A 26,239-nucleotide genomic window follows, 5' to 3' on the forward strand; every position below is an offset into this window, starting at 1 on the left:
GAACACACCGACCCGCCCTGCGGCACCAACGGGCACTCCGAACCCGCCCTGCGGCACCACCGAACACACCGACCCGCCCTGCGGCGCGAACGGAGCCGTGGGAGCCCAAAGTTGTCCACACTTTCGCCACGGCCCCTGACACGCCCCCACCCCCGGTAGACTGGAACAGGGGCCGGCCCCCGGGATCGGGTGGGGTAACTACAGAGCTGGCAACGACTTTCGTTTGGCGGTCTTCCTTCTGGCCAGCGCACGGTCAGCCGGAGCCACGCGCTCGGGTGGCCACCGGGCTCGGCGAAGCCGGGGCGGGTGCCGTCCGGCCAGCTGAGCGCGGACCCCCGGTCGGCAGTGGTGCGACATCACCGTGGCGAAACGGCGCGGCGAAGCAAGAACGTCCGCGCCGTGGGGCGGGGTGCCGCGCCGGCTGGCGCGGCACCCCGGTCCGCTCAGCGGCGGCGCCACTTCCGGTGGCACTCCGACAGGTCGACCGTCGCGCGCTCGCCGCGAGCGACCATGACCCGCACCTCCTGCAGGACCTTGCCGTTCGGCCGCGCGCACCGCAACGTCCACGACTCCGCGATGAGGTGCCCCGTGCGGTCCGGCCGCAGCGACGGGTTGACATCCCAGGTGAACGCGCCCGACGCGGTCATCGACGAGGTCAGCACGTTCGGGAACGGAAGCCGCGGGCCGGTGGTGCCGTCCGGCCGCAGCACCGGCGCCGTGTACTGGGTGAACGACTTCTCCACGGTCAGCCGCGCTCCCTTCGGCGCGGTGCCGGTGAGCACGGCGTGGTGCTCCCGGTTGGCCGCCACCTCGTACTGGACCAGCAGCGCCTCCCGCACCCCGCCGTCGGCGTTCTCCGCCGACCCGATGCCGAGGTACTGGTCGATCACGCCCTGCTGGTACGGAATGTGGAAGTTGTTCCCGCCCAGCTCGAACTCGAAGCTGAACGCGCCGGTGGTGAAGTACGCCCACTCACTGGTGCTGCCGCTGGTGTCGTACAGCTGGTAGGACGGGATGCTGCGGTACCCGGTCGCCTTGCCCAGTGCCTCACCGATCGCCGCGTACACCGGCTCGTCGACGGTCGGCGGCGTGGTCGACTGCTGCGGCGGGCGCAGCACCAGGCTGCCGTAGTTGTGCACGCTCTGCAGCGAGGTGACCTGCCGCGACGACACCAGCTCCACCACGTTGCGCACCTCGGGCTCGGAGAACGGCGCCGCGCCCCGGTAGGTCTGGCTGTTCGGGTTGGTGCTGGCGCCCACCCCGCCCCAGTTGACGCCGTAGTTGCGGTTGAGGTCCACCCCGACCTGCGCGTTGTCCGGGTCCGCGCACTGGGCCGGAGTCGCCCCGGCACCGTCACGCACGCGGCAGTTCTTCCGCTTGTACTCGTGGATATAGCTGCGCGAGATGTCGTAACCGTCCACATTGATCACCGGAACGACGATGATCCGCGCCTGCCGCAGCAACCCGGTGATCCGCGGGTCCACACCCTCGTTGCGCACCAGGTCGATGGCGAACTCCATCGTCACCTCGGCGGTCGGCCACTCGCGCGCGTGGTGCGTGCCGACCAGGAGGAACACCGGGCGGCCGTCGGAGGCGGCGACGTCGTGCGCGATCTCCACGCCCGACACGGTCTTGCCCAGCAACGACTTGTGCGGCAGCGTGATCGGCCGCACCAGGTCGGGCCGCTCGGCGACCAGTCCGGCCAGCTCGGTGCCGTAGTCGGCGTAGGTGCGGTAGGTGTTGCGCCCGCTGGGCAGCGGCGAGGGGGCCATGGTCCTGGCCCGGGCCTCGTCCTCGGCGAGCACCCGCTGGGTGTGCGCCACCAGGTCGGGGATCACCACCTGGTAGGTGAAGCCCGCCTCGCGCAACCGCCGCAGGTCGTCCGCGCCGTGCGCGAACACCTCGATCGAGCCCGGCTGCCGGTGCTCGCTCACGTCGGCGCCGGTGGCGACCAACCGGTTCACGTCCGCCGTCGTCGGCGTGTCCACCCGGACCAGCGAGACGACGTCGGGTGCCGGCTGCTGCGCCGTGGCACCCGGAACCCCGGAGAGCCCGCCGACCGTCAGCAGCGCCGCCAGCCCGAACGCCACGCCGACTCTTCGTACCCGAGACCGCATGTTCCTCCTCCCACCAGACTCCACCGGTCAGGGGAAACCTAGAACCTTTCGTTAGCGTCGCGAAAGGTCCATTCGGAGCCTTCCTCGGTGGGGTGACGGGAGGCGAACCGACCGGGTGACGAGGAGACCTGTCCAGCGGGCGCGACCACCGGGGCCGTCGCGCGATGCGGAACGCGCTCTCGGGGTCGCCGGATCCGGGGCGAGTCCGGGTTCTCCCCGAGGTGCCGGCGGCACGGGCGGTCGAGCATGGAGTCATGACTGAGACAGCGGAAACCACGGGGACAACGACAACCAGGAAGCTGCGCCGCAGCCCGACCGACAGGATGATCGCCGGGGTGTGCGGCGGCTGGGCCCGGATGCTCGGTGTCGACGCGGCGATCCTGCGCATCCTGCTCGTCGCGGCGACGATCTTCGGGGTCGGCACGCCGGTGCTGGTCTACGCCGTGTGCTGGATCCTGATGCCGGAGGACGACGCAACCTGACCCCAGCCGACGCTGCGGGCCAACACACGGACGCGACCGGCCAACACGGCGACGGAAACGGCGAACACGGCGACGGGAACGGCCAACACGGGAAGGGGCCCGGGTCGCTGGTGCGGCCCGGGCCCCTGTCGCGTGCGGGACTACTGGATCAGAAGTCCATGCCGCCCATGCCGCCGGACGGGTCGCCGGCCGGAGCCTTCTCCTTCTCCGGCTTGTCCGCCACCACGGCCTCCGTGGTGAGGAACAGACCCGCGATCGACGCGGCGTTCTGCAGCGCGGACCGGGTGACCTTGGCCGGGTCGATGACGCCGGCCTCGACCAGGTCCTCGTACTCGCCGGTCGCGGCGTTGAGGCCGTGCCCGGCGGGCAGGCCCTTGACCTTCTCCACCACGACGCCGCCCTCGAGACCGCTGTTCACCGCGATCTGCTTGAGCGGGGCCTCGATCGCCAGCTTGACGATGTTGGCACCGGTCGCCTCGTCACCCTCGAGCCGGAGGCTGTCGAACGCGGCCTTGGACGCCTGCAGCAGAGCGACGCCACCACCGGCGACGATGCCCTCCTCGACGGCGGCCTTGGCGTTGCGCACCGCGTCCTCGATGCGGTGCTTGCGCTCCTTCAGCTCCACCTCGGTGGCGGCACCGGCCTTGATGACGGCCACGCCGCCGGCCAGCTTCGCCAGCCGCTCCTGCAGCTTCTCCCGGTCGTAGTCGGAGTCGCTGCTCTCGATCTCGGCGCGGATCTGGTTGACCCGGCCCTGGATCTGGTCCGCGTCGCCGGCACCCTCGACGATGGTGGTCTCGTCCTTGGTGATGACGGCCTTGCGGGCCCGGCCCAGCAGCGAGATGTCGGCGTTCTCCAGCTTGAGACCCACGTCCTCGGTGATGACCTGGCCACCGGTGAGGATGGCCATGTCCTGCAGCATCGCCTTGCGGCGGTCACCGAAGCCGGGCGCCTTGACGGCGACGGACTTGAAGGTGCCGCGGATCTTGTTGACGACCAGGGTGGCCAGCGCCTCGCCCTCGACGTCCTCGGAGATGATCAGCAGCGGCTTGCCGGCCTGCATGACCTTCTCGAGGATCGGCACCAGGTCCTTGACGTTGGAGATCTTCGAGCCGTAGAGCAGGACGTACGGGTCCTCCAGGACGGCTTCCTGACGCTCCGGGTCGGTCACGAAGTAACCGGAGATGTAGCCCTTGTCGAAGCGCATGCCCTCGGTGAGCTCGAGCTCGAGGCCGAAGGTCTGGCTCTCCTCGACGGTGACGACGCCTTCCTTGCCGACCTTGTCCAGCGCCTCGGCGATCAGCTCACCGATGGTGCGGTCGGCCGCGGAGATCGAGGCGGTGGCAGCGATCTGCTCCTTGGTCTCGACCTCCTTCGCGTTCTTGTGCAGCTGCTCGGTGACGGCCTCGACGGCCTGCTCGATCCCGCGCTTGAGGGCGATCGGGTCGGCGCCGGCAGCGACGTTGCGCAGGCCTTCCTTGACCAGGGCCTGAGCGAGCACGGTGGCGGTGGTGGTGCCGTCACCCGCGACGTCGTCGGTCTTCTTGGCAACTTCCTTGACGAGCTCCGCCCCGATCTTCTCCCACGGGTCCTCGAGCTCGATCTCCTTGGCGATGGAGACACCGTCGTTGGTGATGGTCGGCGCGCCCCACTTCTTCTCGAGCACGACGTTGCGGCCCCGGGGGCCGAGCGTCACCTTGACGGCTTCGGCGAGGGTGTTGAGGCCGCGCTCGAGTCCGCGGCGGGCGTCCTCGTCGAACGCAATCAGTTTGGCCATTGCGGTGTGGTCCTCCGTTACTGGGCGCTGACTGGAGGTCCAGACGGCTTCCCCCTGAACCCCTCTGCAGCAGGACACGTCCTCGGCCGAGCTCGGTGCCCGCGACGGACGACCTGTTCGGTTCCTCGAACCAGGCCTCACCGTCCCGACCTTCAGGTGAGCGGTCGGGCGACCGCACACCTGGCACTCGACGGCGTCGAGTGCCAATGCCGGTTTTAGCACTCTCGGGGGGAGAGTGCAAGCGAGCCGAGTCCCGGCGCGGGAGGAGCGCGACCCGTCCGGACGCGCGGCCCTGGTCAGCGGCTCGGCACGACCGGGATCGAGGTCGGCGGCGGGTTGGGCCGGCCGGCCGAGGTGGACGGCGAGCCGGTGGCCGATTCGTCCGGGCCGCCCACCGGGATCTCCGGCGCCGGAGAGTTGCCGGCCGGCGGGGTGCCGCCACGTTCGTCGTCGCCGCCGAGGGCGAGGATCAGGACGGTGACCACCCCGCCGACGACGAGCACCGCGAGGCCCACCCAGAGCAGCCACATCTTGCTTCCCCGTGGCTCCCGCCCGAACGGCGCGCCGCCCGCAGGCGCCGGCGGCCGCACCCGCATCGGGTCACCGGGCGGCGGCCCGTAGCCCGCCGGTGGCTGCATCCCCGGCATCCCACCGGCCGGCGGGGTGCCCATGCCGGACGGCGGCGTGCCCATCCCCGGCGCGCCGGGTGGCACCGGCGGGCCGTACCCCTGCGGCGGGGTGCCCGGCCCGGGTGTCGGCGCCCCGTACCCCTGCTGTGGCTGGCCCTGCTGGCCGCCCTGCCCGTAGCCCGGCTGCGGTTGTTGCCCGTACGGCTGCACCGGAGTCCCCTCTCCCTGCCGTGCCGGCCGAAGCTGTGCCTGCTGTGCCTGCTGTGCCTGCTGTGTCCACTGTGCCTGCTGTGGATGGAGCGCCTGCCCCCGCCCGCCGCCGAACCCACCGCCGGCCACGACCGCGGCGGCCACCGGCGGCTCACCTGGCCGGCCGGCGGGGTCACCGGACCGGGCGGCGATCGCCTCGCGGGCCCCGTCGATCAACGCCACGCAGCTCGGGTAGCGGTCCTTCGGGTCCTTGGCCATCCCCCTGCGAATGACGTCGTCCACCGCCCCCGGCAGGTTCACCAGCCGCGACACCGGCGGCGGCTCCCCGCTGAGGTGCCCCTTGATCACCGTGGGCACGTCGCCCTGGTAGGGCGGGCTCCCGGTGAGGCAGGCGTAGAGCACGCAGGCGAGCGCGTACTGGTCGGTGCGGCCGTCCAGCGGCTCGCCGCGCAGGTGCTCGGGAGCGGCGTAGGTCGGCGAGCCGAGGAAGTCGCCGCCGCGGGTGCGGTGCCCGGTGGCGCCCCGCCGGGTGAGCCCGAAGTCGGCGACGTAGACGTGCTCGCGGACCGACTCCCGACTGGTCACCAGCACGTTGGCCGGCTTGACGTCGAGGTGCACCAGCCCGCGCGCGTGCAGCGTGTCCAGCGCGTCGGCGACCTGGTCGAGCAGCCGCAGCGCCCGGTCGGGGTCCATCGCCCCACCGCCGATGAGGCTGGCCAGGTCGGAGCCGTCGACGAGCCGCATCGCGATGTAGAGCATCCCGTCGAGCTCGCCGAAGTCGTAGAGCGGCACGACGTTGGCGTGGTCGATGGCCGAGGTGTTGCGCGCCTCGTCGACGAAGCGCTCGCGGAACTCGGCATCCGTGCCGAGGTGGTCGCCGATCACCTTCAGCGCCACCTTGCGTCCGAGGCGCACGTCGGTGGCCTTGTACATCACACTCATGCCGCCCCTGCCGAGCACCCCGTCGATCCGGTAGTTGCCCAGCCGGCGACCGGTGAGGTCCCCCGACACATCGCCTGCCACGCAGCGCAGCCTAACGTCCGCCCATCACCCCGCCCACCGCACCTGACGGCGTCGGCGCGGCGGGCGGGGCGACCCGGCTACGAGACCTTGCGGACGTCAGCGGCCTGCGTCCGTCCGTCGCGGCCGGCCTGGATCTCGAACTCGACGCGGTCGCCCTCGTCGAGGGTGCGGAATCCATCCGCCTGGATGGCCGAGTAATGCACGAACACGTCCGGGCCTTCCGGGGACTCGATGAATCCGTAGCCCTTTTCCGAGTTGAACCACTTGACCGTGCCGACTGCCACGGTGTCCTCCTTGCGAGCAACCAAAAGCGACGACTAGGCCCCGCCGTCGCGTCAAGCGTCGATCACGCTACCGGAATAACGGCGGCGCACAATGGTCGATTCGGTCGGAAATTCAGCCCGGCCGGCGCCGCGTTTGCATCAAGATCGTTCCCGGGCCGGCGAAATCCAGCGCGAGGCCCTCGCCGGTGCGGACGGACTGCGGCCCGGACGGGTCGACCGCCCGCAGCCGGCACTGCGCCGTGTCGGGGTAGGCCAGCAGAAACGCCGGGGTCACCGTGATCACCTCGCCGGCGGCGAGGGTGAGCGCGTCGACCGGTCCCGGCGTGGCGAGCAGCAGCGAGCCGGTCCCGCTGTGGTGCTCGAGGAAGCCGCTGTCCCCGCCGAAGAGGGCACGCAGCGCGGGCCACGGGTGGTCGGTGCGGACCGTCGCGGGCCGGGCGAGCACCGCGTCGCGGGCGACGCACCACCCGACCCGGCCGTCCAGCTCCAGCGGGTAGACGTCGCCGGGGTGGCCGGGGGCGAGGTCGAGCCAGCCGCCCTCGGCGGGCGCGGTGAACACCGCGGGCCCGCCCCTGCGGGCACGGGACTCGGTGATCCCGAAGCTGTTGGCGACCAGCGCGGCCGGGTCCGCCTGCACGGCCTCGCCGGGAGACAGCACGACGCGGGCCACCCCGAACGCGGGCGTGTGCCGGGTGCGCACCTCCACCTCGCGCGACCTCCTCAGCGGCTGGGCACCTGGGCGACCACCCACGCCGCGAGCGCGGCCGGGTTGCGCGTCTGGATCATCACCTGGCCGGGGCCGGCGAAGTCGAACACCAGCCCCTCGCCGCTGCGCAGCGACTGGATCACGCCCTGGGCCACCTTCCGGGTCTGGTACTGCACCGTCTCGGCGAACGCCACCACGTGCCCGGTGTCGACGGTGATCACCTCGCCCTGCTGGAGGGTGACCGTCTCCAGCGCGCCGAAGCAGGACACCACGACCTGGCCCTGCCCGGTGACCCTGCTGAGGAACGCGCCCTCGCCGCCCATCACGCTCTTCATCCCGCCGAACCGGGTCTCGGTCTGCACGCCGTGCGAGGAGGCGATCCACGAGGACGCCGTGACCATCCAGCCGACCCGCCCGTCCAGCTCGATCACCCGCAGGTCGCCGGGGAGCTTGTCGGCCACGTCCACCCAGCCGCCCTGCTGCGGCGCGGTGAAGGTGGAGATGGTGAGCGCCTCGCCGGTGAACATCCGGCCGAACGCCTTGCCGATGCCGCCGTGCATGCTCGCCTGCACGGCCACCCCGTAGCTGGTCGCCATCATGGCGCCCTTCTCGACCTGGGCCGGCTCGCCGGGAGCGAGCAGCAGCCGGGCCACCGCGAACGACGGCTGCTGGCGGATCTGGACCTGCATGGGCGCTCCCCTCGACCGTGGTGCCGGCGCGGCCCCACCCCGGGCCGCGCGGGGAGAGTCTTGCACGGCCGCCGACGCGGGGGAGGATGGTCCGCGTGATCTCCGTCGAACACCACCGCGCGAAGGTGACCGCGCTGCTCGACCGCCCGGTGACCCAGGATCGGCCGCTGGCCGACTGCGCCGGGCTCGTCCTGGCCGCGGACGTGCCGGCCGGCGTGGCCCTGCCACCGTTCGACAACTCGGCGATGGACGGCTACGCGGTGCGCTCGGTCGACGTGGTCGAGGCCGGCGAGCGGCACCCGGTGCAGCTGCCGGTGGCCGCGGACATCCCGGCCGGCCGCACCGACGTGCCCGCGCTGCTGCCCGGCACCGCGCACCGGATCATGACCGGGGCGCCGCTCCCGTCCGGCGCCGACGCCGTGGTGCCGGTCGAACGCACCGACGGAGGCACCGAGAAGGTGCGGATCTCCGCGCCCGCCGACCCGGGGGCGCACGTGCGGCGGACCGGGGAGGACATCGGGCCCGGCGCCGTGGCGCTGGCCGCCGGCACGGTGCTCGGCCCCGCGCAGCTCGGCCTCGCCGCGGCGATCGGCCGGGACCGGCTGCCGGTGCGGGTCCCGCCGCGGGTGCTCGTGGTGTCCACCGGCACCGAGCTCGTGCTGCCACCCGAGCCGCTGCGGCACGGGCAGATCTACGAGTCGAACAGCGTGATGCTCGTCGCCGCGCTGCGCGGCCTCGGCTGCCGGGTCGACGTGGTGCGCTGCGTCGCGGACGACGTGCCGGCCTTCCGCGCCGCGGTCGAGCCGAGGCTGGCCGGCGTCGACCTCGTGGTGACCTCCGGCGGGGTGAGCGCCGGCGCCTACGAGGTGGTGAAGGACGCGCTGACCGGCGCGGGCGTGGAGTTCGCGAAGGTCGGGATGCAGCCGGGCGGGCCGCAGGGCCGCGGGCGCTGGCACGGCGTGCCGGTGGTGGCGCTGCCCGGCAACCCGGTGGCCGTGCTGGTGTCGTTCGAGGTGTTCCTGCGCCCGGCCCTGCGGACCGCGCTCGGCCACCCCGACCCGGACCGGGCCAGGGTGCCCGCGCGACTCACCGAGGACCTGACCTCCCCCGCGGGCAAGCGACAGTTCCGCCGCGGCCACTACACGCCGCCGCGGCCGGGCGACGCCGACGCCAGGGTCGGCCTGGTCGGGCCGCGCGGCGGCCCGGGGTCGCACCTGCTGGCGGCGTTCACCCAGGCCAACTGCCTGATCGTGCTGCCGGAGGACACCACGGAGGCCCCCGCGGGGACCGTGGTCGACGTGCTCCTGCTCGGCTGAGCGGTCAACTCACGGTTTGTAACGGTTTTCCCACCAGGGGTTATTTGTCCTGCGCAACGGCGCTAACATCGCTCCCTCGAACCCCGCACCGCGGCCGGGCGCATGCGCCGTCGGGGGGTGGATGCGCCCGGCCGGACCGGGTGCCCCGCGGCCCGCCGCACCCCGACCGGTGGACGCGCCGGACCCGTACTGGCGTAGCGTGGGCGCCACAGCGAGTCGATCGACCTCGGTCGGCACTCGCCCCGGCGAACCACGACATATGGGACATTCCGACCAGATGAGCGCCGCTCCGCACGCGCCCGGCATCCCGGCCGACCAGGCACAGGCCGGCAACTCCCTCACCCACGCGCTGCAGCTGGCCCGCGAGGCCGTGCCACCGATGCACCCGGCCGGCCGGCCGTTCGTGCTCGGCGGCGTCGCCGCCACCCTGCTGCTGCGCCGGATCTCGCCGAGACTGGGCACGCTCGCCGCGCTCGGCACCGCGGCCACCGCGCTGTTCTTCCGCGAGCCGCGCCGCGTCCCGCCACCCCGGTCCGGGCTGGCGGTGGCCGCCGCCGACGGCACGGTGTCGCTGATCGAGGACGCCGTCCCGCCGGCCGAGCTGGGCCTTCCCGCGATCCCGCTGACCCGGATCAGCGTCTTCCTCTCCGTGTTCGACGTGCACGTCCAGCGCGTGCCGGCGACCGGGGTGGTCGAGCGGGTCGCCTACCGGCCCGGCAGGTTCCTCTCCGCCGACCTGGACAAGGCCAGCGACGACAACGAGCGCAACTCCGTGCTGCTGCGCACCGAGGACGGGCACCAGCTGGTGGTGGTGCAGATCGCCGGGCTGGTCGCGCGGCGCATCGTCTGCCAGGTCGCCGAGGGCGAGCAGGTGACCGTCGGCGACACCTACGGGTTGATCCGGTTCGGCTCGCGGGTGGACGTCTACCTTCCCGAGGGCAGCAGGGTGCTGGTCGCCGAGGGGCAGCGGACGATCGGCGGCGAGACGGTGCTCGCCGAGCTGCCCTCCCGGGAGGGCTGATGGCGATGGCGCGGAGCACCCCCGGTGTGCGGTTGCTGCCGAACGCGATCACGGTGCTCGCGGTGTGTGCCGGTTTGTCCGCCGTGCAGTTCGCCCTCACCGGTGGCCACATGCTCGCGATCGGCGCGATCGGGGTCGCCGCGGTGCTGGACAGCCTGGACGGGCGGATCGCCCGGCTGCTGGACGCCACCTCGAAGATGGGCGCCGAGCTGGACTCGCTGTCCGACGCGATCTCGTTCGGCGTCGCGCCCGCGCTGGTGCTCTACGTCTGGGTGTTCGACGGCGACCGGGTCGGCTGGATCGCCGCGCTGATCTTCGCCGTGTGCATGATCCTGCGCCTGGCCCGGTTCAACACCCTGCTCGACGACACCGAGCAGCCGCCGTACGCGGGCGAGTTCTTCGTCGGCGTCCCGGCACCCGCCGGTGGCCTGCTGGCCCTGCTACCGCTGGTGCTGACCCAGCAGTTCGGGCCCGGCTGGTGGTCGAGCGAGACGGTCGTGTGGATCTGGACGGTGGCCGTCGCCGGCCTGCTGATCAGCCGCATCCCGACGCTGTCGCTGAAGTCGGTGAAGGCCCCGGCCAAGGCGGTGGCGCCGCTGTTGGTGGGCGTCGGCCTGCTCGCCGCGGCGATCATCCAGTACCCGATGGTCGCGCTCGCCGTCGCGTTGCTGCTGTACCTGGCGCACATCCCCTACTCGATGCGCCGCTACCGCTGGCTGGCCCGGCACCCCGAGGCGTGGGACGTGCCGGCCCGCGAGCGCAGGGCCATCCGCCGCGCCGGCAGCCAGCGCCGGCTGCGGCTGCGGCCGCCACTGCGTCGCAGGGTGGCCGGTGCCGCGCGGCGCGCCGTGCGGCTGCCCCGGTACGAGGACCAGCACGTGGCGCGGATGCGGATGCAGCAGGCCACCGGCGAGCGCGGCCCGCGGCGGCGCAGCTGGCGGCGGATCGGGCTGCGGCACCGCGGTGGGGACAGGTAGGTCGCGCCCCGGCCGGGACCGAAGATCCTTCCGACCCGCCACGAGCCCACTCGCTACGGTGGGCCGGTGACCAACTCGCCGCAGCTCACGCTGACCGTCCGGCTCAACCCGTCCGCGCTCGACTCCCGCCGCGGCGTGGTCCGGCTGCATCCCGAGGTGCTCGACGCGCTGGGCCTGCGGGCCTGGGACGCGGTGCGGGTGACCGGCACCCGCGCCACCGCCGCGCTCGCCGCGCCGGCCGCCCCCGGCGGGGCGCCGGGCGTGGTGCTCGCCGACGACGTGACCCTGTCCAACCTGGGGCTCGCCGAGGGCGCGGAGGTCGTGCTGAGCCCGGTCGAGGTCGGCGCCGCGCGTACGGTCACGGTGGCCGGCTCGCGGCTGGCGAGCCTCTCGCTGCCGCCCGCCACGCTGCGCCTGGCGTTGATCGGGAAGGTGCTCACCGTGGGCGACGCGGTGTCGCTGCTGCCGCAGGACCTCGCGCCACCGCCGGGCGCGGACGTCCCGACCGCGCGCAGCCGGCTGTCGAACGCCATCGGCACGACCTGGACCACCGAGCTGCTCACGGTGACCGCCACCGAGCCGGCCGGACCGGTCGCGGTGGGACCGTCGACCGTGGTGAGCTGGCGCGACGGGGCAGGGAACGCGGGCGCACCGGCGTCCCGCCCCGCGGAGCCGGTACGCGCCGAGCGGCCGGCCGCCCCGGTGGCCCCCGCCGCGGTCGACGAGCCAGAGGAGCAGCCGCCACCGGTGTCCGACCTCGCCGGTGCGGAAGCCGCGGCGCGCAGCCTCGCCGAGTGGTTCGACCTCTCCTTCCACCGGCCCGACCTGCTGGTCCGGCTGGGCACGTCCGGCCGGCTCGGGGTGCTGCTGTCCGGGCCGGAGGGCGTCGGCAAGGCCACCCTGGTGCGCTCGGTCGCGCACGCCGAGGGCGCGCGGGCGGTGGCGCTGGCCGCGCCCGGGGTCGCCGTGCTGGAGCCGGACGCCGCGGCCGCGCGGGTGGCCGAGGCCATCGCCCGCGCCTCCGCCGGGGAGGACCCTGCCGTCCTGCTGGTCACCGACGTCGACGCGTTGCTGCCGGCGACCAGCCCGCCCCCGGTGTCGACGGTGGTGCTGGACCAGCTGCGGGCGGCGATGCGGCGGCCGCGGCTGGCCGTGGTGGCGACCACCGCCCATCCCGAGTCGGTGGACCCCCGGCTGCGCTCGGCCGACCTGCTCGACCGGGAGCTCGCGCTGCCGCTGCCGGACGCGCGGATCCGCACCGAGCTGCTGCGCGTCCTGCTCCGCGAGGTGCCGCTGGAGCACGAGATCGACTTCGGCGCCATCGCCGAGCGCACCCCCGGGTTCGTCGCGGCCGACCTGATCGCGCTGCGCCGGGACGCCGCGGTGCGGGCGGCGCTGCGGCAGCGGGACGCCGCCGAGCCGAAGATCTCCCAGCGGGACCTGCTGGACGCGCTGGCGACGGTTCGGCCGATCTCGATGTCCACCTCGGACACCCTGGCCACCGGGGGCCTGACGCTGGACGACGTGGGCGACATGGCCGAGGTGAAGCAGTCGCTGGCCGAGGCGGTGCTGTGGCCGCTGCGCTACCCCGACTCGTTCGCCCGGCTCGGCGTGGCGCCGCCCCGTGGCCTGCTGCTCTACGGCCCGCCCGGCGGCGGGAAGACGTTCCTGGTGCGCGCGCTGGCCGGCACCGGCGCGCTCAACGTGTTCTCGGTCAAGGGCGCCGAGCTGATGGACAAGTGGGTCGGCGAGTCCGAGCGGGCGGTGCGGGAGCTGTTCCGCCGGGCCGCCGAGGCCGCGCCCGCGCTGGTGTTCCTCGACGAGATCGACGCGCTCGCGCCGCGCCGCGGCCATTCGGCCGACTCCGGGGTGGCCGACCGAGTGGTGGCCGCGCTGCTCACCGAGCTGGACGGGGTGGAGCCGCTGCGCGAGGTCATGGTGCTCGGCGCGACCAACCGGCCGGAGCTGGTCGACCCGGCGCTGCTGCGGCCCGGCCGGCTGGAACGACTGGTGTACGTGCCGCCGCCGGACGCCTCGGCGCGGGCGGACATCCTCCGCGCGGTGGCGCGGAACACCCCGCTGGCCGGCGACGTGGACCTGGACGAGCTCGCCGCCGGGATGGACGGGTACTCGGCGGCGGACTGCGCCGCGCTGGTCCGGGAGGCCGCGCTGACCGCGATGCGCGAGTCCCTCGAGGCGACCGAGGTCACCGCGGAGCACCTGGCGACCGCCCGCACGGCGGTGCGCCCGTCACTGGACCCGGAGCAGCTCGCCGCACTGGAGGCCTACGCCCGGCGCACCACCCCCTGACCCACCCGCGTGTTCGCCACCCACGTCACCGTGTTCGCCACCCACGTCAGCGTGTCGGCAGGCTGCGGCGGCGTGTTCGCGGGTTGCGTGGGCGCGTTGGCCGTGGGCGGCACCGCGCCGGCCCGATTCCCGCGCCGACGTCCGGCGACCCGAGCCGTGGAACGCCAACACGGCGACGCGAAGGGCAAACACACCGGGTGGGTTACTTGCCGGTCTTGCCCTTGGGGGTGCTGCCGTAGTCGTTGGTGATGATGACGATCACCCCGGGGCTGGAGTCGGCGATGCCCTCGAACCGCGGCTCGACCCGCATGCCGAACTCGGCGCCGATGGCCCGCGCGGCGGTCTCCTCGTCGGTGCCGGGGCGGTAGTACACCGTGGTGGTCGGGATGATCCCGGACGAGTAGTTGCCCACCTCGGAGACGTTCCAGCCCTGGCTGCGCAGGTCCTGGGCGGCCTGCGTGGCCAGGCCCTTGGTCGTGCTGTTGTTGTAGACCCGCACGGCCACCCACTTGGCGGACGCCTGCTGGTCGCTCGGGGCACCGTCACCGGGCGGCCCGCCCGGCTGCCCGGGCGCGGGCGGAGTGCCGGGCTCGCCCGGCTGGTCGCCCGGTGAGGTCTCCGGCGGGGTGGTGTCGGTGGGCGAGGTCGGCTCGGGCTCCGGCGGCGTGGTGCCCGGCGGCTCCGTCGGGCTCGGCGGCGCGGTGGTGGCCGGCGGCGGCGGTGCGGCCGTGTCCTCGCCGTCGCCGTTGCCGGTCAGCAGGGTCACCCCGCCGATCACGGCCGCGGCGGCGGCCACCGCCAGCAGGCCGATGCCGGCGGCGCGGGCCGGCCGGGACAGCCCGGCGAATCCACTGGAAGTGCTCATGACAGCTCGATCCCCAGTCGCTTGGCCGCTCGTACCCGCTGCCGGCTCGTCCGTGACCGGCGCAGCCGCTTGACCAGCATCGGGTCGGCGCGCATCGCCTCCTGCTTCTCGAGCAGCCGGTTGAGCACCTGGTAGTACCGGGTGGGCGACATCGCGAAGATCTCGCGGATCGCCTGCTCCTTGGCGCCGGCGTACTTCCACCACTGCCGCTCGAAGGCGAGCATGGCCAGCTCGCGCTCGGAGAGACCTTCGGCGGGCGGATCGGCGGGCGGAGACGGCTGGCGCTGGTTGCGGCGGTGCGCCATCGACTCCGCGGCGTCCATCTGCGTCCTCGCAATCCGATCCGATGCTCGCTGCGTTCCGCGCGGTTGTTGTTCCGCCGCGTCATTAGATCACGGCGGGACGGCCCGGCCCCGGACCGCGCCCGGCGCGTCACGAGCCAACCACAGGGGTCCGACAATCGGGGCCCGGCTGACCCTCCGCGGCGCCACTTCTAGACTCGCCGAAGTGACCGTTCACCCCATCCGCATCGCCGGTGACCCCGTGCTGCACACCCCCACCCGCGAGGTGGAGCGGTTCGACGACGAGCTGCGCACGCTCACCGAGGACATGTTCGAGACCATGTACGCGGCGGAGGGTGTCGGCCTCGCCGCCAACCAGATCGGCGTCGACCTGCGGGTGTTCGTCTACGACTGCCCTGACGACGAGGGCAACCGGCACAAGGGCCTCGTGGTGAACCCGAGGCTGGAGACCTCGGAGATCCCGGAGACCATGCCCGACCCCGACGACGACTGGGAGGGCTGCCTGTCCGCGCCCGGCGAGTCGTTCCCCACCGGCAGGGCACGCTGGGCCAAGGTCACCGGCGTCGACCTCGAGGGCAACCCGATCGAGGTGGAGGGCACCGGCTACTTCGCCCGCTGCCTGCAGCACGAGACCGATCACCTGGACGGCTACCTCTATCTGGACCGGCTGGTCGGCCGGCACGCCCGCGAGGCCAAGCGGATGCTCAAGCGCAACAAGTGGGGCGTGCCCGGCAACAGCTGGCTGCCACCGGCGCGCTGACCCCACCCGTCCGAGTGGCGCCGGGGAGCGCGGTCGAGGGTTGAGGTCTCGCCGGTGCCGTGGCATGGTCGAGGCACAGCCGAATACGGCCGCGCGACGACCGGCGAGCACCGACCGAGCCCCGGCGAGGGAGGAGCGAAGGCGGGAGGAGCGCGGCCCGGAGAACATCGAGGAGCTGGCGGGGTCTGCCCGCCAGTACACCGCGGGAGCTCGCGCCTTGGCGGGCTGAGAGGGCGGCTGGTGTCCATCTGAGGGACACCCGGCGCCGCCGACCGCATGAACCTGACCGGATAATGCCGGCGTAGGGAGTGAACGTCTTTGACGACGCTGGAGAATTCCGCCGCGACCGACTCGACCGCCATCCGCCCGACGGTGACCACCGGACCGATCACCGGGTCACGCAAGGTGTACCACCAGACCGAGTCCGGCCTTCGGGTGCCGGCCCGCAGGGTCGAGCTGTCCGACGGCACGCACCTCGACCTGTACGACACCTCGGGCCCGTACACGGATCCGGACGTGGAGATCGACGTCCACAAGGGACTGTTTCCGACGCGGGCCGGCTGGATCGACGGCAGGGAGCACAACACCCAGCTCGGCTGGGCCAGGGCCGGGGTGGTCACCAGGGAGATGGAGTTCGTCGCCGCCCGCGAGCGGGTGGACCCGGAGTTCGTCCGGGCGGAGGTGGCCGCCGGCCGCGCGGTCATCCCGGTCAACCGGAGGCACCCGGAGAGCGAGCCGGCGATCATCGGGAAGAACTTCCTGGTGAAGGTCAACGCCAACATGGGCAACTCGGCCGTGTGGTCCTCCGTGGAGGAAGAGGTCGACAAGATGGTGTGGGCCACCCGCTGGGGCGCCGACACGATCATGGACCTGTCCACCGGCAGGCGGATCCACGAGACCAGGGAGTGGATCCTGCGCAACTCGCCGGTGCCGGTCGGCACCGTGCCGATCTACCAGGCGCTGGAGAAAGTCGGCGGCGACCCGGAGAAGCTGTCCTGGGAAGCGTACCGGGACACCGTGATCGAGCAGTGCGAGCAGGGCGTGGACTACATGACCGTGCACGCCGGCGTGCTGCTGCGGTACGTGCCGCTGACCGCGCACCGGGTCACCGGCATCGTCTCCCGTGGCGGGTCGATCATGGCGGCGTGGTGCCTGGCGCACCACAAGGAGTCGTTCCTGTACACGCACTTCGAGGAGCTGTGCGAGATCCTGCGCTCCTACGACGTGACGTTCTCGCTCGGCGACGGGCTGCGGCCGGGCTCCATCGCCGACGCCAACGACCGGGCCCAGTTCGCCGAGTTGGAGACGCTCGGCGAGCTCACCTCCATCGCCCGCACGCACGACGTGCAGGTGATGATCGAGGGGCCGGGCCACGTGCCGATGCACAAGATCAAGGAGAACGTGGAGCTGGAGGAGAAGCTCTGCGGGGAGGCACCGTTCTACACACTCGGTCCACTCGCGACGGACATCGCGCCGGCCTACGACCACATCACCTCGGCCATCGGCGCGGCGCAGATCGGCTGGTACGGCACGGCGATGCTGTGCTACGTGACCCCGAAGGAGCACCTCGGCCTGCCCAACCGCGACGACGTGAAGGCCGGGGTGATCGCCTACAAGATCGCCGCGCACAGCGCCGACCTCGCCAAGGGGCACCCGCACGCCCAGGAGTGGGACGACGCGCTGTCCAAGGCCCGGTTCGAGTTCCGCTGGACCGACCAGTTCAACCTGTCGCTGGACCCGGACACCGCGCGCTCGTTCCACGACGAGACGCTGCCCGCCGAGCCGGCGAAGACGGCGCACTTCTGCTCCATGTGCGGGCCGAAGTTCTGCTCCATGCGGATCACCCAGGACGTCCGGAAGTACGCCGAAGAGCACGGACTGTCCAGCGTGGAGGCGATCGAGGCCGGGATGCGGGAGAAGTCCGAGGAGTTCGGCGAGCGCGGCGGCAAGGTCTACCTGCCCGTGGTCGAGAAGCCGTGACGACGAGCCCACCGACGGCGCTGACCATCGCCGGCTCCGACTCCGGTGGCGGCGCCGGGATCCAGGCCGACCTGCGCACGTTCTTCGCCTGCGGTGTGCACGGGATGACCGCGATCACCGCGGTGACCGTGCAGAACTCGGTGGGCGTGCGGGGGTTCACCGAGATCCCTGCGGACGTGGTGACCGACCAGATCCGGGCGGTGGCCGAGGACATGGGCGTGCACGCGGCCAAGACCGGGATGCTCGCCACCGCGGAGATCATCACCGCGGTGGCGAGCACCCTCGACAATGTCCACATCGGACTACACGGTACCGCGCCGCTCGTGGTGGACCCGGTCGCCGCGTCCATGCACGGCGACGCGCTGCTGCGGGCGGACGCGCTCGAGGCGATCCGCACCGAGCTGTTCCCGCGGGCCACCCTGGTCACCCCGAACCTCGACGAGGTGCGGCTGCTCACCGGGATGGAGGTGACCGGGCCGGACAGCCAGCGCGCGGCCGCGGAGGCGTTGCTCGCGCTCGGGCCGCGGTGGGTGCTGGTCAAGGGCGGACACCTGCACACCGATCCGCGGTGCGTGGACCTGCTCTCCGACGGCACCGAGCACGTGGAGCTGGCCGGGCCGCGGTACGACACCCCGCACACCCACGGCGGTGGCGACACGCTCGCCTCGGCGATCACCGCCGGGCTGGCCAAGGGGCTCGACGTACCGGACGCCGCGGCGGCGGGCAAGCGGTTCATCGAGCGGGCGGTGGCCGAGTCCTACCCGCTCGGCGCTGGTGTCGGCCCGGTGTCGCCGTTCTGGCGGCTGGCCCCGGAGGACTGACCGGCGTCGGCCCCTCGGCGGGACCCGGCCGAGCACCCCGGGCCGGGCCGGCCCGGCGAGACACTGGAGGGCATGGCGAACGAGGCACCTCCGGCGGCGTTGACGATCGCCGGCTCCGACTCCGGTGGCGCGGCCGGGCTGCAGGCCGACCTGCGCACCTTCCTCACCTGCGGGGTGCACGGGCTGGTCGCGGTGACCGCGGTGACCGTGCAGAACACCCTGGGCGTGCACGACCGGGCCGACGTCCCGGCGCGGATCGTGGCCGGGCAGATCGAGGCGGTGGCCGCGGACATGCCGATCGGCGCGGCCAAGACCGGAATGCTCGCCTCCACCGAGATCATCTCCGCGGTGGCGGAGGCGTGCGACCGGGCCGACATCGGCAGGGACCGGGCGATCCCGTTCGTGGTCGACCCGGTGGCCGCGTCGATGCACGGCCATCCCCTCTTCGACGCCGGCGGGCTGGCCGCGCTGCGCGACGAGCTGCTGCCCAGGGCCACCGTGCTCACCCCGAACCTGGACGAGGTGCGGCTGCTCACCGGCGTCGAGGTCACCGACCGCGCCGGGATGCGCGCGGCCGCCGAGGCACTGCGCGACCTCGGCCCGCGGGCCGTGCTGGTGAAGAGCGGGCACCTGGTCGACGACCCGGAGTGCGTGGACCTGCTGCACACCGGCACCGAGGTCGTCGAGTTGGCCGGGCCGCGCTGGCCCACGCCGCACACCCACGGCGCGGGTGACGCGATGGCCTCGGCGCTCACCGCCGGGCTGGCCCGCGGCATGGCGCTGGTCGAGGCCGCCCGGTTCGCGAAGTGGTTCGTCGGCAACGCGGTGCGGCACTCCTACCCGATGGGTGCGAAGGTCGGGCCGGTGTCGGCGTTCTGGCGGCTGGCCCCGGAGCCGCCGAGCGAACAACGCTGAGCATTCACTGTCCCCCGATAGCATTTCGCTGGTTCGGGTTCAGCGGAGCGAGGGGGTGGGCTGCGGCGTGACGCGGCGTGACAGGGTTCGGAAGCTCGTGGAGCACCGGCGGTTCCAGCACTTCATCATCGCGGTGATCATCGTCAACGCCGTCACGCTGGCGCTGGAGACCTCCCAGCGGATGCTGACGGGGTACGGGCAGCTGCTGCACACCGTCGACTACCTGGCGCTGTCGATCTTCGTGGTCGAGCTGCTGCTCAAGTTCTACGCCTACCGCGGCGGCTTCTTCCGCGACTCGTGGAACGTTTTCGACCTGGTGGTGGTCGGCATCGCGCTGGTGCCGGCCGCCGGGCCGTTCGCCGTGCTGCGGGCGTTGCGGGTGCTGCGGATCCTCCGGCTGATCTCCGTGGTGCCGTCGATGCGCCGGGTGGTGTCCGGGCTGCTCGCCGCCGTGCCCGGGATGGCGTCGATCGCCGCGCTGCTCGCGTTGATCATCTTCGTCGCCGGGGTGATGGCGACGAAGCTCTTCGCCCCGATCGCGCCGGACGACTTCGGCGACCTCGGCACCTCGCTGTTCACCCTGTTCCAGGTGATGACCGGCGAGGCGTGGCCGGAGATCGCCGACAACGTCATGCGCGAGGCGCCGATGGCGTGGATCTTCTTCGTCGGCTACATCCTGGTGTCGAGCTTCGCGGTGCTGAACCTGTTCATCGCCGTCGTGGTCAGCTCGATGGAGGACCAGCTGCGCGACGACATGCGCGCCGAGGAGGCCAAGCAGGCCGCGGTGCAGGCCGACGCCAACAGCGAGATCCTCGCCGAGCTGCGGGCGTTGCGCTCCGAGGTCGCCGCCCTGCGCTCGCAGCGTTCCGAGCCGACCGGTGAGCCGGCTTAGCTTCCCGTCCTCTTCTGGCTCTGCCTCGCACGCGCCGGGTGGGTGCGCTCGTCCGGATCCTGGGCGCGCGAGAAGCCCGAGGCGTTGGCCTCCTGGGTTCTCCCCCGTCCCCTTCGTCCTTGCCGGCCTGTGCGGGGTGGGGCTCGGTCAAGGGTGAGCGAAGCGAATCGCGCAGCGACGCCGAAGGCGCCCTTGAGGCGAGCCCCAGCCCGTAAGACGATGCCGGCCAAGAAGGGGTCGGGGGTGCACCCGAAGCGGCGGTGAACGCGGCCGACGCGACCACCGGAAGCACCGCCCGCGACAGGTCCGCCAGCACTGGCGCGGTACGGGTCGCTGCTGTCCCCTGGGGCCGGCACCTTCCGGCGCGCTCCGCCCTGGCCGCACACGTGCCCTCGCGACCGCTCAGGCGTCGTCGTCGGTGAGGAGGGCCTCCAGCGCGGGCAGCGCGGCCTCCAGGGCCTTCCGGTGCTCCGGGCTCAGCCGGTCGATCCGCCTCGCCAGCTCCTGCACCCGGGTCGACCGCACCCCGGACAGCAGCCGCTCGCCCTCCTCGGTCGCGGTGGCCAGCCAGGCCCGCCGGTCCACCGGGTCCGACTCGCGGCGCACGTAGCCGGCCTCCACCAGCGCGGCGACGATCCGGGACATCGTCGCGGCGGCGACGCCCTCCTTCGCGGCGAGGTCACCGAGCCGGAGCTGCCCGTGGTTGACCAGCGTCGCCAGCGCGGAGATCGCGCCGTGCCCCGGCCCCGGCGTACCGGCCTGGCGCAGCGAACGGGACAGCCGGCCCACGGCGAGGAACAGTCTGCCGGACACGTCCTGCGACGGCGACGAGTTCACGTGCGCTCCTTGCGGTCGGCAATCGGCGGCGGGCCCACCGGGGGTGGCCGGGGCCCGCAAAGTGCCGTCAACCATACGGGCGCGCCCTCGCGGGCTCACCGCGGCGGGCTCGACGCCTGTGCCCAGAACCGGCGCGGGACCCGCCCGGCACCCCGGGCCAGTCGGCCGCCGACCACGGCCGAGCGCATCGCGTACGCCATCCGCTCCGGGTCCTGCGCGCGGGTCACGGCGGTGGACAGCAGCACGGCGTCGCAGCCCAGCTCCATGGCCAGCGCCGCGTCGGACGCGGTGCCGATGCCGGCGTCGAGCACCACCGGCACCCCGGCCCGCGCGACGATCAGCTCGATGTTGTGCGGGTTGCGGATGCCCAGCCCGGTGCCGATCGGCGAGCCGAGCGGCATCACCGCCGCGCAGCCGACCTCCTCCAGGCGCAGCGCGAGCACCGGATCGTCGTTGGTGTAGACCAGCACGGTGAACCCGTCGGCCACCAGCTGCTCGGCCGCGTCCAGCGTCTCCACCGGGTCCGGCAGCAGGGTGCGCTCGTCGGCATGCACCTCGAGCTTGACCAGGTCGGTCTCCAGCGCCTCGCGGGCCAGCCGCGCGGTGAGCACGGCTTCGGCCGCGCTGCGGCAGCCGGCGGTGTTGGGCAGCAGCCGGATGCCCAGCCGGCGGAGCAGGTCCAACACACCGGAGCGGCCCTCGGCGTCGGCCCTGCGCATCGCCACCGTGGTCAGCTCGGTGCCGGAGGCGACCAGCGCCCGCTCCAGCACGGCGAGGTTCGCCGCGCCACCGGTGCCGATGATCAGCCGGGAGCGGAGCTTGTGCTCGCCGATGACCAGGAGGTCGTCGGCGCCATCCGGATGGTCCGTCATGTCACCCTCCCTGCACCGCGGTGAGCACCTCGAGCCGCGCGCCCGGGGTGAGCGAGCGCTCCGCCCACTCGGCGCGCGGCACCACCTCGTCGTCCACCGCCACGGCGATGCCCCGCTGGTTGGCGCCCAGCTCGTCGAGCACCTGGGCCAGCGTGCTGCCGTCGGCGAACTCGCGTTCCTCGCCGTTGACGTGAATCTCCATTCAGACCCTCTCTTCACTACGCAGGGGGTGTGCGGCCGCGACGTGCGGGGGCGGGTCGCCGCCGGAGAGCAGGGCCAGCACGGCGTCGGCCGTGACCGGCGCCAGCAGCAGGCCGTTGCGGTGGTGGCCGGTGGCGGCGAGGACGCCGTCGGCGAGCTCACCGATGTAGGGCAGGGTGTCGGCACTGCCCGCGCGCACCCCGGCGGCGGTCTCCACCAGCTCGAACTCGGCGATCGCCGGGAACACCCGCTCGGCGGACTCCAGCAGCTCGCGCACCCCGCGCGCGGTGACCGTGGTGTCGAAGCCGGCCTCGTACTGCGTCGCGCCGAGGACCAGCTCGCCGCCGGCGCGCGGCACGAGATAGCACGGGCGGCCCTCGACCACCGCGCGGACGGTGTGCCCCGGCGGCGGCAGGGTCGTGCGGCGGGCGCGCAACCGCAGGATCTCGCCCTTGAGCGGGCGCACCCGATGGGCGAGCTCGGGGTGCAGCCGCGCGCTCCACGCGCCGGCGGCGAGGACCACGACATCGCCGCGGTGGGTGGCGCCGTCCGTGCGCACCAGGCCGGGCCCGACCTCGACGACCTCCTCGGCGACGAACCGGACCCCGCGCCGGGCCCCGGCGGCGAGCATGGCGGTGAGCAGCGCGCGGTTGTCGACGGCGAGGTCGCCGGGAACGAGCAGGCCGCCGCGCAGCGCCGGGCCGAGGCCGGGCTCGTGCCGGCGCAGCGCCCGGCCGGGCAGGCGGGTGACCGCTCGGCCGAGCGACTCCAGATAGTCGGCCAGCTCGGTGAGCTGCTCGGCGTCGGCGGCGTCGGCCGCGACCACCAGGGTGCCGGCGGTGGCCAGTCCGGGGTCGTGGCCCTCGGCCCGCAGGTCGGCGGCGAAGTCGGGCCAGCGGCGCAGCGACTCCTCACCCAGCCGCAGGGCCGCCTCCTCGCCGAACCACGCCTCGGTGACCGGGGCGAGCATGCCGCCGGCCAGCCAGGAGGCGTTCGGCGGCGGCGCGGCGGACCCCGGCGGGTGGCCGCGCAGCGCCGGGTCGAGGACGGTGACCCGATGCCCCGCGGCCGCCGCGCGCCAGGCCACGGAAAGGCCGATGACGCCGGCGCCGACGATGGCGAGGTTCGAGTTGTCGGTCACCAGGATCACGCTCCCTGCGCCGGCATGACCCGGATCAGGTTCCACGGTCGGAGCGGCAGCTCCCTCTCAGCCCGTGCCGCGGGCTCCCGTGCGGACGCCCTCCACCGTAGCGGGTGACCTCGCGGAGTGCGAGTTCCCCTCGCCGGCGGAGAATGGCACCCCGTGACCGAGCCGAGAAGCCCCGCCGACCACGTCGATTTCGCCGGCGCGCGCTGCTATGCCGTCCCCCTGCGCACGCGCTTCCGCGGGATCACCGTGCGGGAGGGGATGCTGGTCGAGGGGCCGGCCGGGTGGGGCGAGTTCTGCCCGTTCCCCGAGTACGCCGACCGGGAGGCGGCGGCGTGGCTGGCCACCGCGGTCGAGCAGTGCGCCGAGGGCTGGCCCGAGCCGGTGCGGGACCGCGTTCCGGTCAACTGCACGGTGCCGGCCGTGGGGCCGGACCGCGCGCACGACATCGTCGCCCGGTCGGGCTGCCGCACGGCCAAGGTGAAGGTCGCCGACCACGGGGACTCGCTGGCCGAGGACCTCGCCAGGGTGGCGGCCGCGCGGGACGCGCTCGGGCCCGGCGGCGCGGTGCGGGTGGACGCCAACGGTGCGTGGGACGTCGAGACCGCCGCGACCCGGATCCGCGCGCTGGACCGGGCGGCGGGCGGGTTGGAGTACGTCGAGCAGCCGTGCCGGACGGTGGAGGAGCTCGCCGCCGTGCGCCGGCGGGTGGACGTGCGGATCGCGGCCGACGAGTCGATCCGGCGGGCCGAGGATCCGCTGCGGGTGGCCGTGGCCGGCGCGGCGGACGTGGCGGTGCTCAAGTGCGCGCCGCTCGGCGGGGTGCGCCGCGCGCTGCGGGTGGCGGAGGCCGCCGGGCTGCCGTGCGTGGTGTCGTCGGCGCTGGAGACCAGCGTCGGCCTGGCGGCGGAGCTGGCGCTGGCCGGGGCGCTGCCCGAGCTGGGGTTCGCCTGCGGGTTGGGCACGCTGTCGCTGCTCGCGGGGGACGTCGTGGCGGAAGTGCTGCGCCCGGTGGACGGCTACCTGCCGGTGCCGCGCACGCCGCCCACGCCGGACCCCGCCCTGCTCGACGCCCACGCGCCGACCGATCCCGAGCGGGCGGTGTGGTGGCGGAACCGGTTGGCGCGCGTCCGGGGGCTGCGGTGAGCCCTTGACCGGTGCCCGGGCCGAACGCGAGATACCCTCGCGATCATGCCTGGCCTCAGTGGTGACCAGATCCGGCGGCGGCTCGCCGACGCCCGGCTCTATCTGTGCACGGACGCCCGGCGGGACCGCGGCGACCTCGCCGAGTTCGCCGACGCCGCGCTCGCCGGCGGGGTGGACGTCATCCAGCTGCGGGACAAGACCGGCGGGGCGCCACTGGAGGCGCGGCAGGAGATCGCCGCCCTGGAGGTGCTCGCGGAGGCGTGCGCGCGGCACGGTGCGTTGCTCGCGGTGAACGACCGGGCGGACGTCGCGCTGACCGTGGACGCCGACGTGCTGCACCTGGGGCAGGACGACCTGCCGGTGCACGTCGCGCGGCGGATCGTGGGCGAGCGGCCGGTGATCGGGCGGTCCACCCACACGGCGGCGCAGGCCCGCGCGGCGGCGGCCGAGGAGGGCGTGGACTACTTCTGCGCCGGGCCGTGCTGGCCGACGCCGACCAAGCCGGGACGGCCCGCGCCGGGGCTCGACCTGGTACGCGCCGTCGCCGACTTCACCCTCGAGGTGGCCGAGCCGCGGCCCTGGTTCGCCATCGGCGGCATCGACCTGGACCGGCTGCCCGAGGTGCAGGCCGCGGGCGCCGGAAGGGTCGTGGTCGTGCGGGCCATCACCGAAGCCAAGGACCCCCGAGCCGCCGCCGCGGCACTGAAGGAAGCCCTGACGTAACGCGCCCGGCGCCCGAGATCCGCCCGCCCCGCCGCCAGCCCCGTTGCGACGGCCGGCGAACACGGCGACGCGGCCGGCGAACACGGTGACGTCGAGCGCAAACACGTGTGCACAGCGCGCGGACACGTGTGCACAGGGCGCGGACACAGCGGCCCGTGGGACGGGTCAGGGCTGGGGGGCGGGGGTTCCGGGGGGGTGCTCGGCGCCGCCGGGTGGCTGGGTGGTCGGGGCGGTGGACTTGGTGCGCGAGGTGCCGCCGGTCGTCGGCGCCGTGGTCGTGGCGGTCGGCGACTCCGTGTCCTGGCCCGGTGCGCCCGGCTGCCGGGTCGGAGTCGGCTCGACCGTCCCGTCCTTCGGAGCGTCGTCCTGCCGGTTCTCCCGCTGCCGCTCCTCGTGCTGCTCGGCGCCCCCGCGGACGATCTGCCCCACGGTGCTGCCCTGCCCGCCGGACACCGAGGTCCCGGTGGCCAGCTCGAACCCGGTGAGCACCACCATGCCGATCACGAACGCCAGCACGCTGGTCCCGACGATCAGCGGCCAGCGCAGCCGCCGGTACCACGGGCCCCTCTCCTCCAGTGGACCCTCGGTGGCGCCCTCGACGGAGCCCGCCGCGTCGCCGAGACCGCCCTGGGCGCCCGCGCCATCCGACCCATCCGCACCGGCCGCTCCGCCGGCCGAGCCGTCCGCTCCACCGGCCGCCGCGCCGGCCGAGCCGTCCGCTCCGCCGGCCACCGCGCCGGCCGAACCGTCCGCGGCACCCGCCTCGCCGGCACCCGCGGCGGCGGCCGACGCGCCCGCGCCGGTGGCCCGGCCCGCGTCCTGGTCGTCCAGGGCGAGGGTCTCCACCTTGGTCTGCCGCGCGTCGGGGTCGATCAGCACCGCGGTCACCAGCTTCGCCCGCCGGGCCGCCGCCTCCTTGGTCCGCCGCAACGAGCGCAGGTAGACCTCGCTGCCGATGGTGGTCACCAGGCTCATGATCCCGGCGCCCAGCACGGTGCCGTACAGGCCGAGCCGCCCGGCGAGGAACGCCGCGGTCACCGCCGCCAGCGCCGCCGCGGACACCTGTGCCGGCTTCAGTCCCGAGCTCTTCTTCTCCTCCGGCTCGGCGGTCGCGTTCCTCACCCTTTCCGTTCTGTCGTTCTCCTCGCGCATGATGTCCGATCCGCTCGCACTCCCCGGGGATCTCCCCCACTCTCAACGGGTAAGGCGACTCAATCGCTCCCGGCGTTGCCCCGGA

Annotated in this window: 25 protein-coding genes and 1 riboswitch; of the genes, 12 read left to right on the forward strand and 13 right to left on the reverse strand. The window is 73.8% G+C overall.

All coding sequences use genetic code 11. The annotated features are described in order from the left end of the window. Positions 1-443 precede the first annotated feature (443 nt). Complete coding sequence (locus BM051_RS08430) at positions 444-2,090, reverse strand: M14 family metallopeptidase (RefSeq protein WP_243859229.1); 1,647 nt, start codon at positions 2,088-2,090, stop codon at positions 444-446. Between the two features lie 281 nt (positions 2,091-2,371). On the opposite strand from BM051_RS08430, the gene BM051_RS08435 reads away from it, so the two are divergent. Continuing rightward, complete coding sequence (locus BM051_RS08435; RefSeq protein ID WP_092529434.1) at positions 2,372-2,599, forward strand: PspC domain-containing protein; 228 nt, start codon at positions 2,372-2,374, stop codon at positions 2,597-2,599. Positions 2,600-2,747: 148 nt separating this feature from the next. Here the strand turns inward: BM051_RS08435 and groL are convergent, their stop codons facing one another. The 5 genes from groL to BM051_RS08460 all read right to left on the reverse strand — a co-directional run bounded on the left by groL (position 2,748) and on the right by BM051_RS08460 (position 7,917). Further along, positions 2,748-4,376 (reverse strand): chaperonin GroEL, encoded by a 1,629-nt coding sequence (gene groL / locus BM051_RS08440; RefSeq protein ID WP_092529435.1) that lies wholly within the window; start codon positions 4,374-4,376, stop codon positions 2,748-2,750. Between the two features lie 296 nt (positions 4,377-4,672). Further along, entirely contained in the window at positions 4,673-6,238 is a 1,566-nt protein-coding gene (locus BM051_RS08445; protein ID WP_243859230.1) for a serine/threonine-protein kinase, read from the reverse strand. Positions 6,239-6,315: 77 nt separating this feature from the next. After that, the gene (locus BM051_RS08450; protein ID WP_092529437.1) at positions 6,316-6,522 is read right to left on the reverse strand and encodes a cold-shock protein; all 207 of its coding nucleotides are present in this window, start codon (positions 6,520-6,522) and stop codon (positions 6,316-6,318) included. Positions 6,523-6,634: 112 nt separating this feature from the next. Further along, the gene (locus BM051_RS08455) at positions 6,635-7,228 is read right to left on the reverse strand and encodes an AIM24 family protein (RefSeq protein WP_092529438.1); all 594 of its coding nucleotides are present in this window, start codon (positions 7,226-7,228) and stop codon (positions 6,635-6,637) included. Positions 7,229-7,242: 14 nt separating this feature from the next. After that, the gene (locus tag BM051_RS08460; protein ID WP_092529439.1) at positions 7,243-7,917 is read right to left on the reverse strand and encodes a TIGR00266 family protein; all 675 of its coding nucleotides are present in this window, start codon (positions 7,915-7,917) and stop codon (positions 7,243-7,245) included. Positions 7,918-8,003: 86 nt separating this feature from the next. Between BM051_RS08460 and moeA the strand changes: the two genes are divergently transcribed. The 4 genes from moeA to BM051_RS08480 all read left to right on the forward strand — a co-directional run bounded on the left by moeA (position 8,004) and on the right by BM051_RS08480 (position 13,541). Continuing rightward, positions 8,004-9,233, forward strand: a complete 1,230-nt coding sequence (gene moeA, locus BM051_RS08465; RefSeq protein WP_177216898.1) for a molybdopterin molybdotransferase MoeA — start codon at positions 8,004-8,006, stop codon at positions 9,231-9,233. Between the two features lie 277 nt (positions 9,234-9,510). Beyond that, entirely contained in the window at positions 9,511-10,254 is a 744-nt protein-coding gene (locus tag BM051_RS08470; protein WP_092529441.1) for a phosphatidylserine decarboxylase, read from the forward strand. A 5-nt stretch (positions 10,255-10,259) separates the two neighbouring features. Next, the gene (pssA, locus tag BM051_RS08475) at positions 10,260-11,231 is read left to right on the forward strand and encodes a CDP-diacylglycerol--serine O-phosphatidyltransferase (RefSeq protein ID WP_092529684.1); all 972 of its coding nucleotides are present in this window, start codon (positions 10,260-10,262) and stop codon (positions 11,229-11,231) included. 66 nt (positions 11,232-11,297) lie between these two features. Next, complete coding sequence (locus BM051_RS08480; RefSeq protein WP_092529442.1) at positions 11,298-13,541, forward strand: AAA family ATPase; 2,244 nt, start codon at positions 11,298-11,300, stop codon at positions 13,539-13,541. Between the two features lie 202 nt (positions 13,542-13,743). Here the strand turns inward: BM051_RS08480 and BM051_RS08485 are convergent, their stop codons facing one another. Then, positions 13,744-14,406: a LytR C-terminal domain-containing protein gene (locus tag BM051_RS08485; protein ID WP_092529443.1), complete on the reverse strand. Its 663-nt coding sequence runs from the start codon at positions 14,404-14,406 to the stop codon at positions 13,744-13,746. After that, positions 14,403-14,729, reverse strand: coding sequence for a DUF3263 domain-containing protein (locus BM051_RS08490; RefSeq protein WP_092529444.1), 327 nt, complete (start codon positions 14,727-14,729; stop codon positions 14,403-14,405). The genes BM051_RS08485 and BM051_RS08490 overlap by 4 nt, the downstream gene beginning before the upstream one ends. Before the next feature lie 184 nt (positions 14,730-14,913). Here BM051_RS08490 and BM051_RS08495 point away from each other — a divergent pair, with 184 nt between their 5' ends. The 5 genes from BM051_RS08495 to BM051_RS08515 all read left to right on the forward strand — a co-directional run bounded on the left by BM051_RS08495 (position 14,914) and on the right by BM051_RS08515 (position 20,076). Next, positions 14,914-15,468 carry a peptide deformylase gene (locus tag BM051_RS08495; protein ID WP_092529445.1) on the forward strand — a complete coding sequence of 185 codons (555 nt, stop codon included), beginning with the start codon at positions 14,914-14,916 and terminating at the stop codon, positions 15,466-15,468. Positions 15,469-15,786: 318 nt separating this feature from the next. After that, on the forward strand, positions 15,787-17,448 hold the full coding sequence (thiC, locus tag BM051_RS08500; protein WP_092529446.1) for a phosphomethylpyrimidine synthase ThiC: 1,662 nt from the start codon (positions 15,787-15,789) through the stop codon (positions 17,446-17,448). Continuing rightward, positions 17,445-18,269 carry a bifunctional hydroxymethylpyrimidine kinase/phosphomethylpyrimidine kinase gene (gene thiD, locus BM051_RS08505; RefSeq protein ID WP_092529447.1) on the forward strand — a complete coding sequence of 275 codons (825 nt, stop codon included), beginning with the start codon at positions 17,445-17,447 and terminating at the stop codon, positions 18,267-18,269. Before thiC ends, thiD (BM051_RS08505) begins: the two co-directional genes overlap by 4 nt. Before the next feature lie 72 nt (positions 18,270-18,341). After that, a complete protein-coding gene (gene thiD / locus BM051_RS08510; protein WP_092529448.1) occupies positions 18,342-19,184 on the forward strand; it encodes a bifunctional hydroxymethylpyrimidine kinase/phosphomethylpyrimidine kinase in 843 nt (280 codons plus the stop codon). 67 nt (positions 19,185-19,251) lie between these two features. After that, positions 19,252-20,076 carry an ion transporter gene (locus BM051_RS08515; RefSeq protein WP_092529685.1) on the forward strand — a complete coding sequence of 275 codons (825 nt, stop codon included), beginning with the start codon at positions 19,252-19,254 and terminating at the stop codon, positions 20,074-20,076. A 402-nt stretch (positions 20,077-20,478) separates the two neighbouring features. Here the strand turns inward: BM051_RS08515 and BM051_RS08520 are convergent, their stop codons facing one another. The 4 genes from BM051_RS08520 to thiO form a co-directional block, all read right to left on the reverse strand. Then, positions 20,479-20,913, reverse strand: a complete 435-nt coding sequence (locus BM051_RS08520; protein WP_092529449.1) for a MarR family winged helix-turn-helix transcriptional regulator — start codon at positions 20,911-20,913, stop codon at positions 20,479-20,481. 95 nt (positions 20,914-21,008) lie between these two features. Next, the gene (gene thiG, locus BM051_RS08525) at positions 21,009-21,785 is read right to left on the reverse strand and encodes a thiazole synthase (protein ID WP_092529450.1); all 777 of its coding nucleotides are present in this window, start codon (positions 21,783-21,785) and stop codon (positions 21,009-21,011) included. Position 21,786: 1 nt separating this feature from the next. Further along, a complete protein-coding gene (gene thiS / locus BM051_RS08530) occupies positions 21,787-21,987 on the reverse strand; it encodes a sulfur carrier protein ThiS (protein ID WP_092529451.1) in 201 nt (66 codons plus the stop codon). Further along, positions 21,988-23,133: a glycine oxidase ThiO gene (gene thiO, locus BM051_RS08535; protein WP_424923236.1), complete on the reverse strand. Its 1,146-nt coding sequence runs from the start codon at positions 23,131-23,133 to the stop codon at positions 21,988-21,990. Continuing rightward, positions 23,122-23,227: riboswitch (TPP riboswitch) on the reverse strand. It overlaps the preceding gene by 12 nt. A 62-nt stretch (positions 23,228-23,289) precedes the next feature. On the opposite strand from thiO, the gene BM051_RS08540 reads away from it, so the two are divergent. Continuing rightward, a complete protein-coding gene (locus BM051_RS08540; RefSeq protein WP_092529452.1) occupies positions 23,290-24,279 on the forward strand; it encodes an o-succinylbenzoate synthase in 990 nt (329 codons plus the stop codon). 45 nt (positions 24,280-24,324) lie between these two features. After that, positions 24,325-25,002 carry a thiamine phosphate synthase gene (gene thiE / locus BM051_RS08545; protein ID WP_092529453.1) on the forward strand — a complete coding sequence of 226 codons (678 nt, stop codon included), beginning with the start codon at positions 24,325-24,327 and terminating at the stop codon, positions 25,000-25,002. A 165-nt stretch (positions 25,003-25,167) separates the two neighbouring features. Here thiE and BM051_RS28955 read toward each other — a convergent pair whose 3' ends face one another. Next, the gene (locus BM051_RS28955) at positions 25,168-26,124 is read right to left on the reverse strand and encodes a hypothetical protein (RefSeq protein WP_092529454.1); all 957 of its coding nucleotides are present in this window, start codon (positions 26,122-26,124) and stop codon (positions 25,168-25,170) included. Positions 26,125-26,239 lie beyond the last annotated feature (115 nt).

The sequence above is a fragment of the Amycolatopsis arida genome, assembly GCF_900115565.1.
Classification (GTDB): Bacteria; Actinomycetota; Actinomycetes; order Mycobacteriales; family Pseudonocardiaceae; genus Yuhushiella; species Yuhushiella arida.

Excerpts from the sequence above, each read along its gene's own strand:
- BM051_RS08435 (WP_092529434.1), top strand. The coding sequence starts at position 2,372 with ATGACTGAGACAGCGGAAACCACGGGGACAACGACAACCAGGAAGCTG.
- thiS (WP_092529451.1), bottom strand. The coding sequence starts at position 21,987 with ATGGAGATTCACGTCAACGGCGAGGAACGCGAGTTCGCCGACGGCAGC.
- pssA (WP_092529684.1), top strand. The coding sequence starts at position 10,260 with ATGGCGCGGAGCACCCCCGGTGTGCGGTTGCTGCCGAACGCGATCACG.
- thiG (WP_092529450.1), bottom strand. The coding sequence starts at position 21,785 with ATGACGGACCATCCGGATGGCGCCGACGACCTCCTGGTCATCGGCGAG.
- BM051_RS08460 (WP_092529439.1), bottom strand. The coding sequence starts at position 7,917 with ATGCAGGTCCAGATCCGCCAGCAGCCGTCGTTCGCGGTGGCCCGGCTG.
- thiE (WP_092529453.1), top strand. The coding sequence starts at position 24,325 with ATGCCTGGCCTCAGTGGTGACCAGATCCGGCGGCGGCTCGCCGACGCC.
- BM051_RS08470 (WP_092529441.1), top strand. The coding sequence starts at position 9,511 with ATGAGCGCCGCTCCGCACGCGCCCGGCATCCCGGCCGACCAGGCACAG.
- moeA (WP_177216898.1), top strand. The coding sequence starts at position 8,004 with ATGGTCCGCGTGATCTCCGTCGAACACCACCGCGCGAAGGTGACCGCG.
- BM051_RS08485 (WP_092529443.1), bottom strand. The coding sequence starts at position 14,406 with ATGAGCACTTCCAGTGGATTCGCCGGGCTGTCCCGGCCGGCCCGCGCC.
- groL (WP_092529435.1), bottom strand. The coding sequence starts at position 4,376 with ATGGCCAAACTGATTGCGTTCGACGAGGACGCCCGCCGCGGACTCGAG.
- thiD (WP_092529448.1), top strand. The coding sequence starts at position 18,342 with ATGGCGAACGAGGCACCTCCGGCGGCGTTGACGATCGCCGGCTCCGAC.
- BM051_RS08490 (WP_092529444.1), bottom strand. The coding sequence starts at position 14,729 with ATGGACGCCGCGGAGTCGATGGCGCACCGCCGCAACCAGCGCCAGCCG.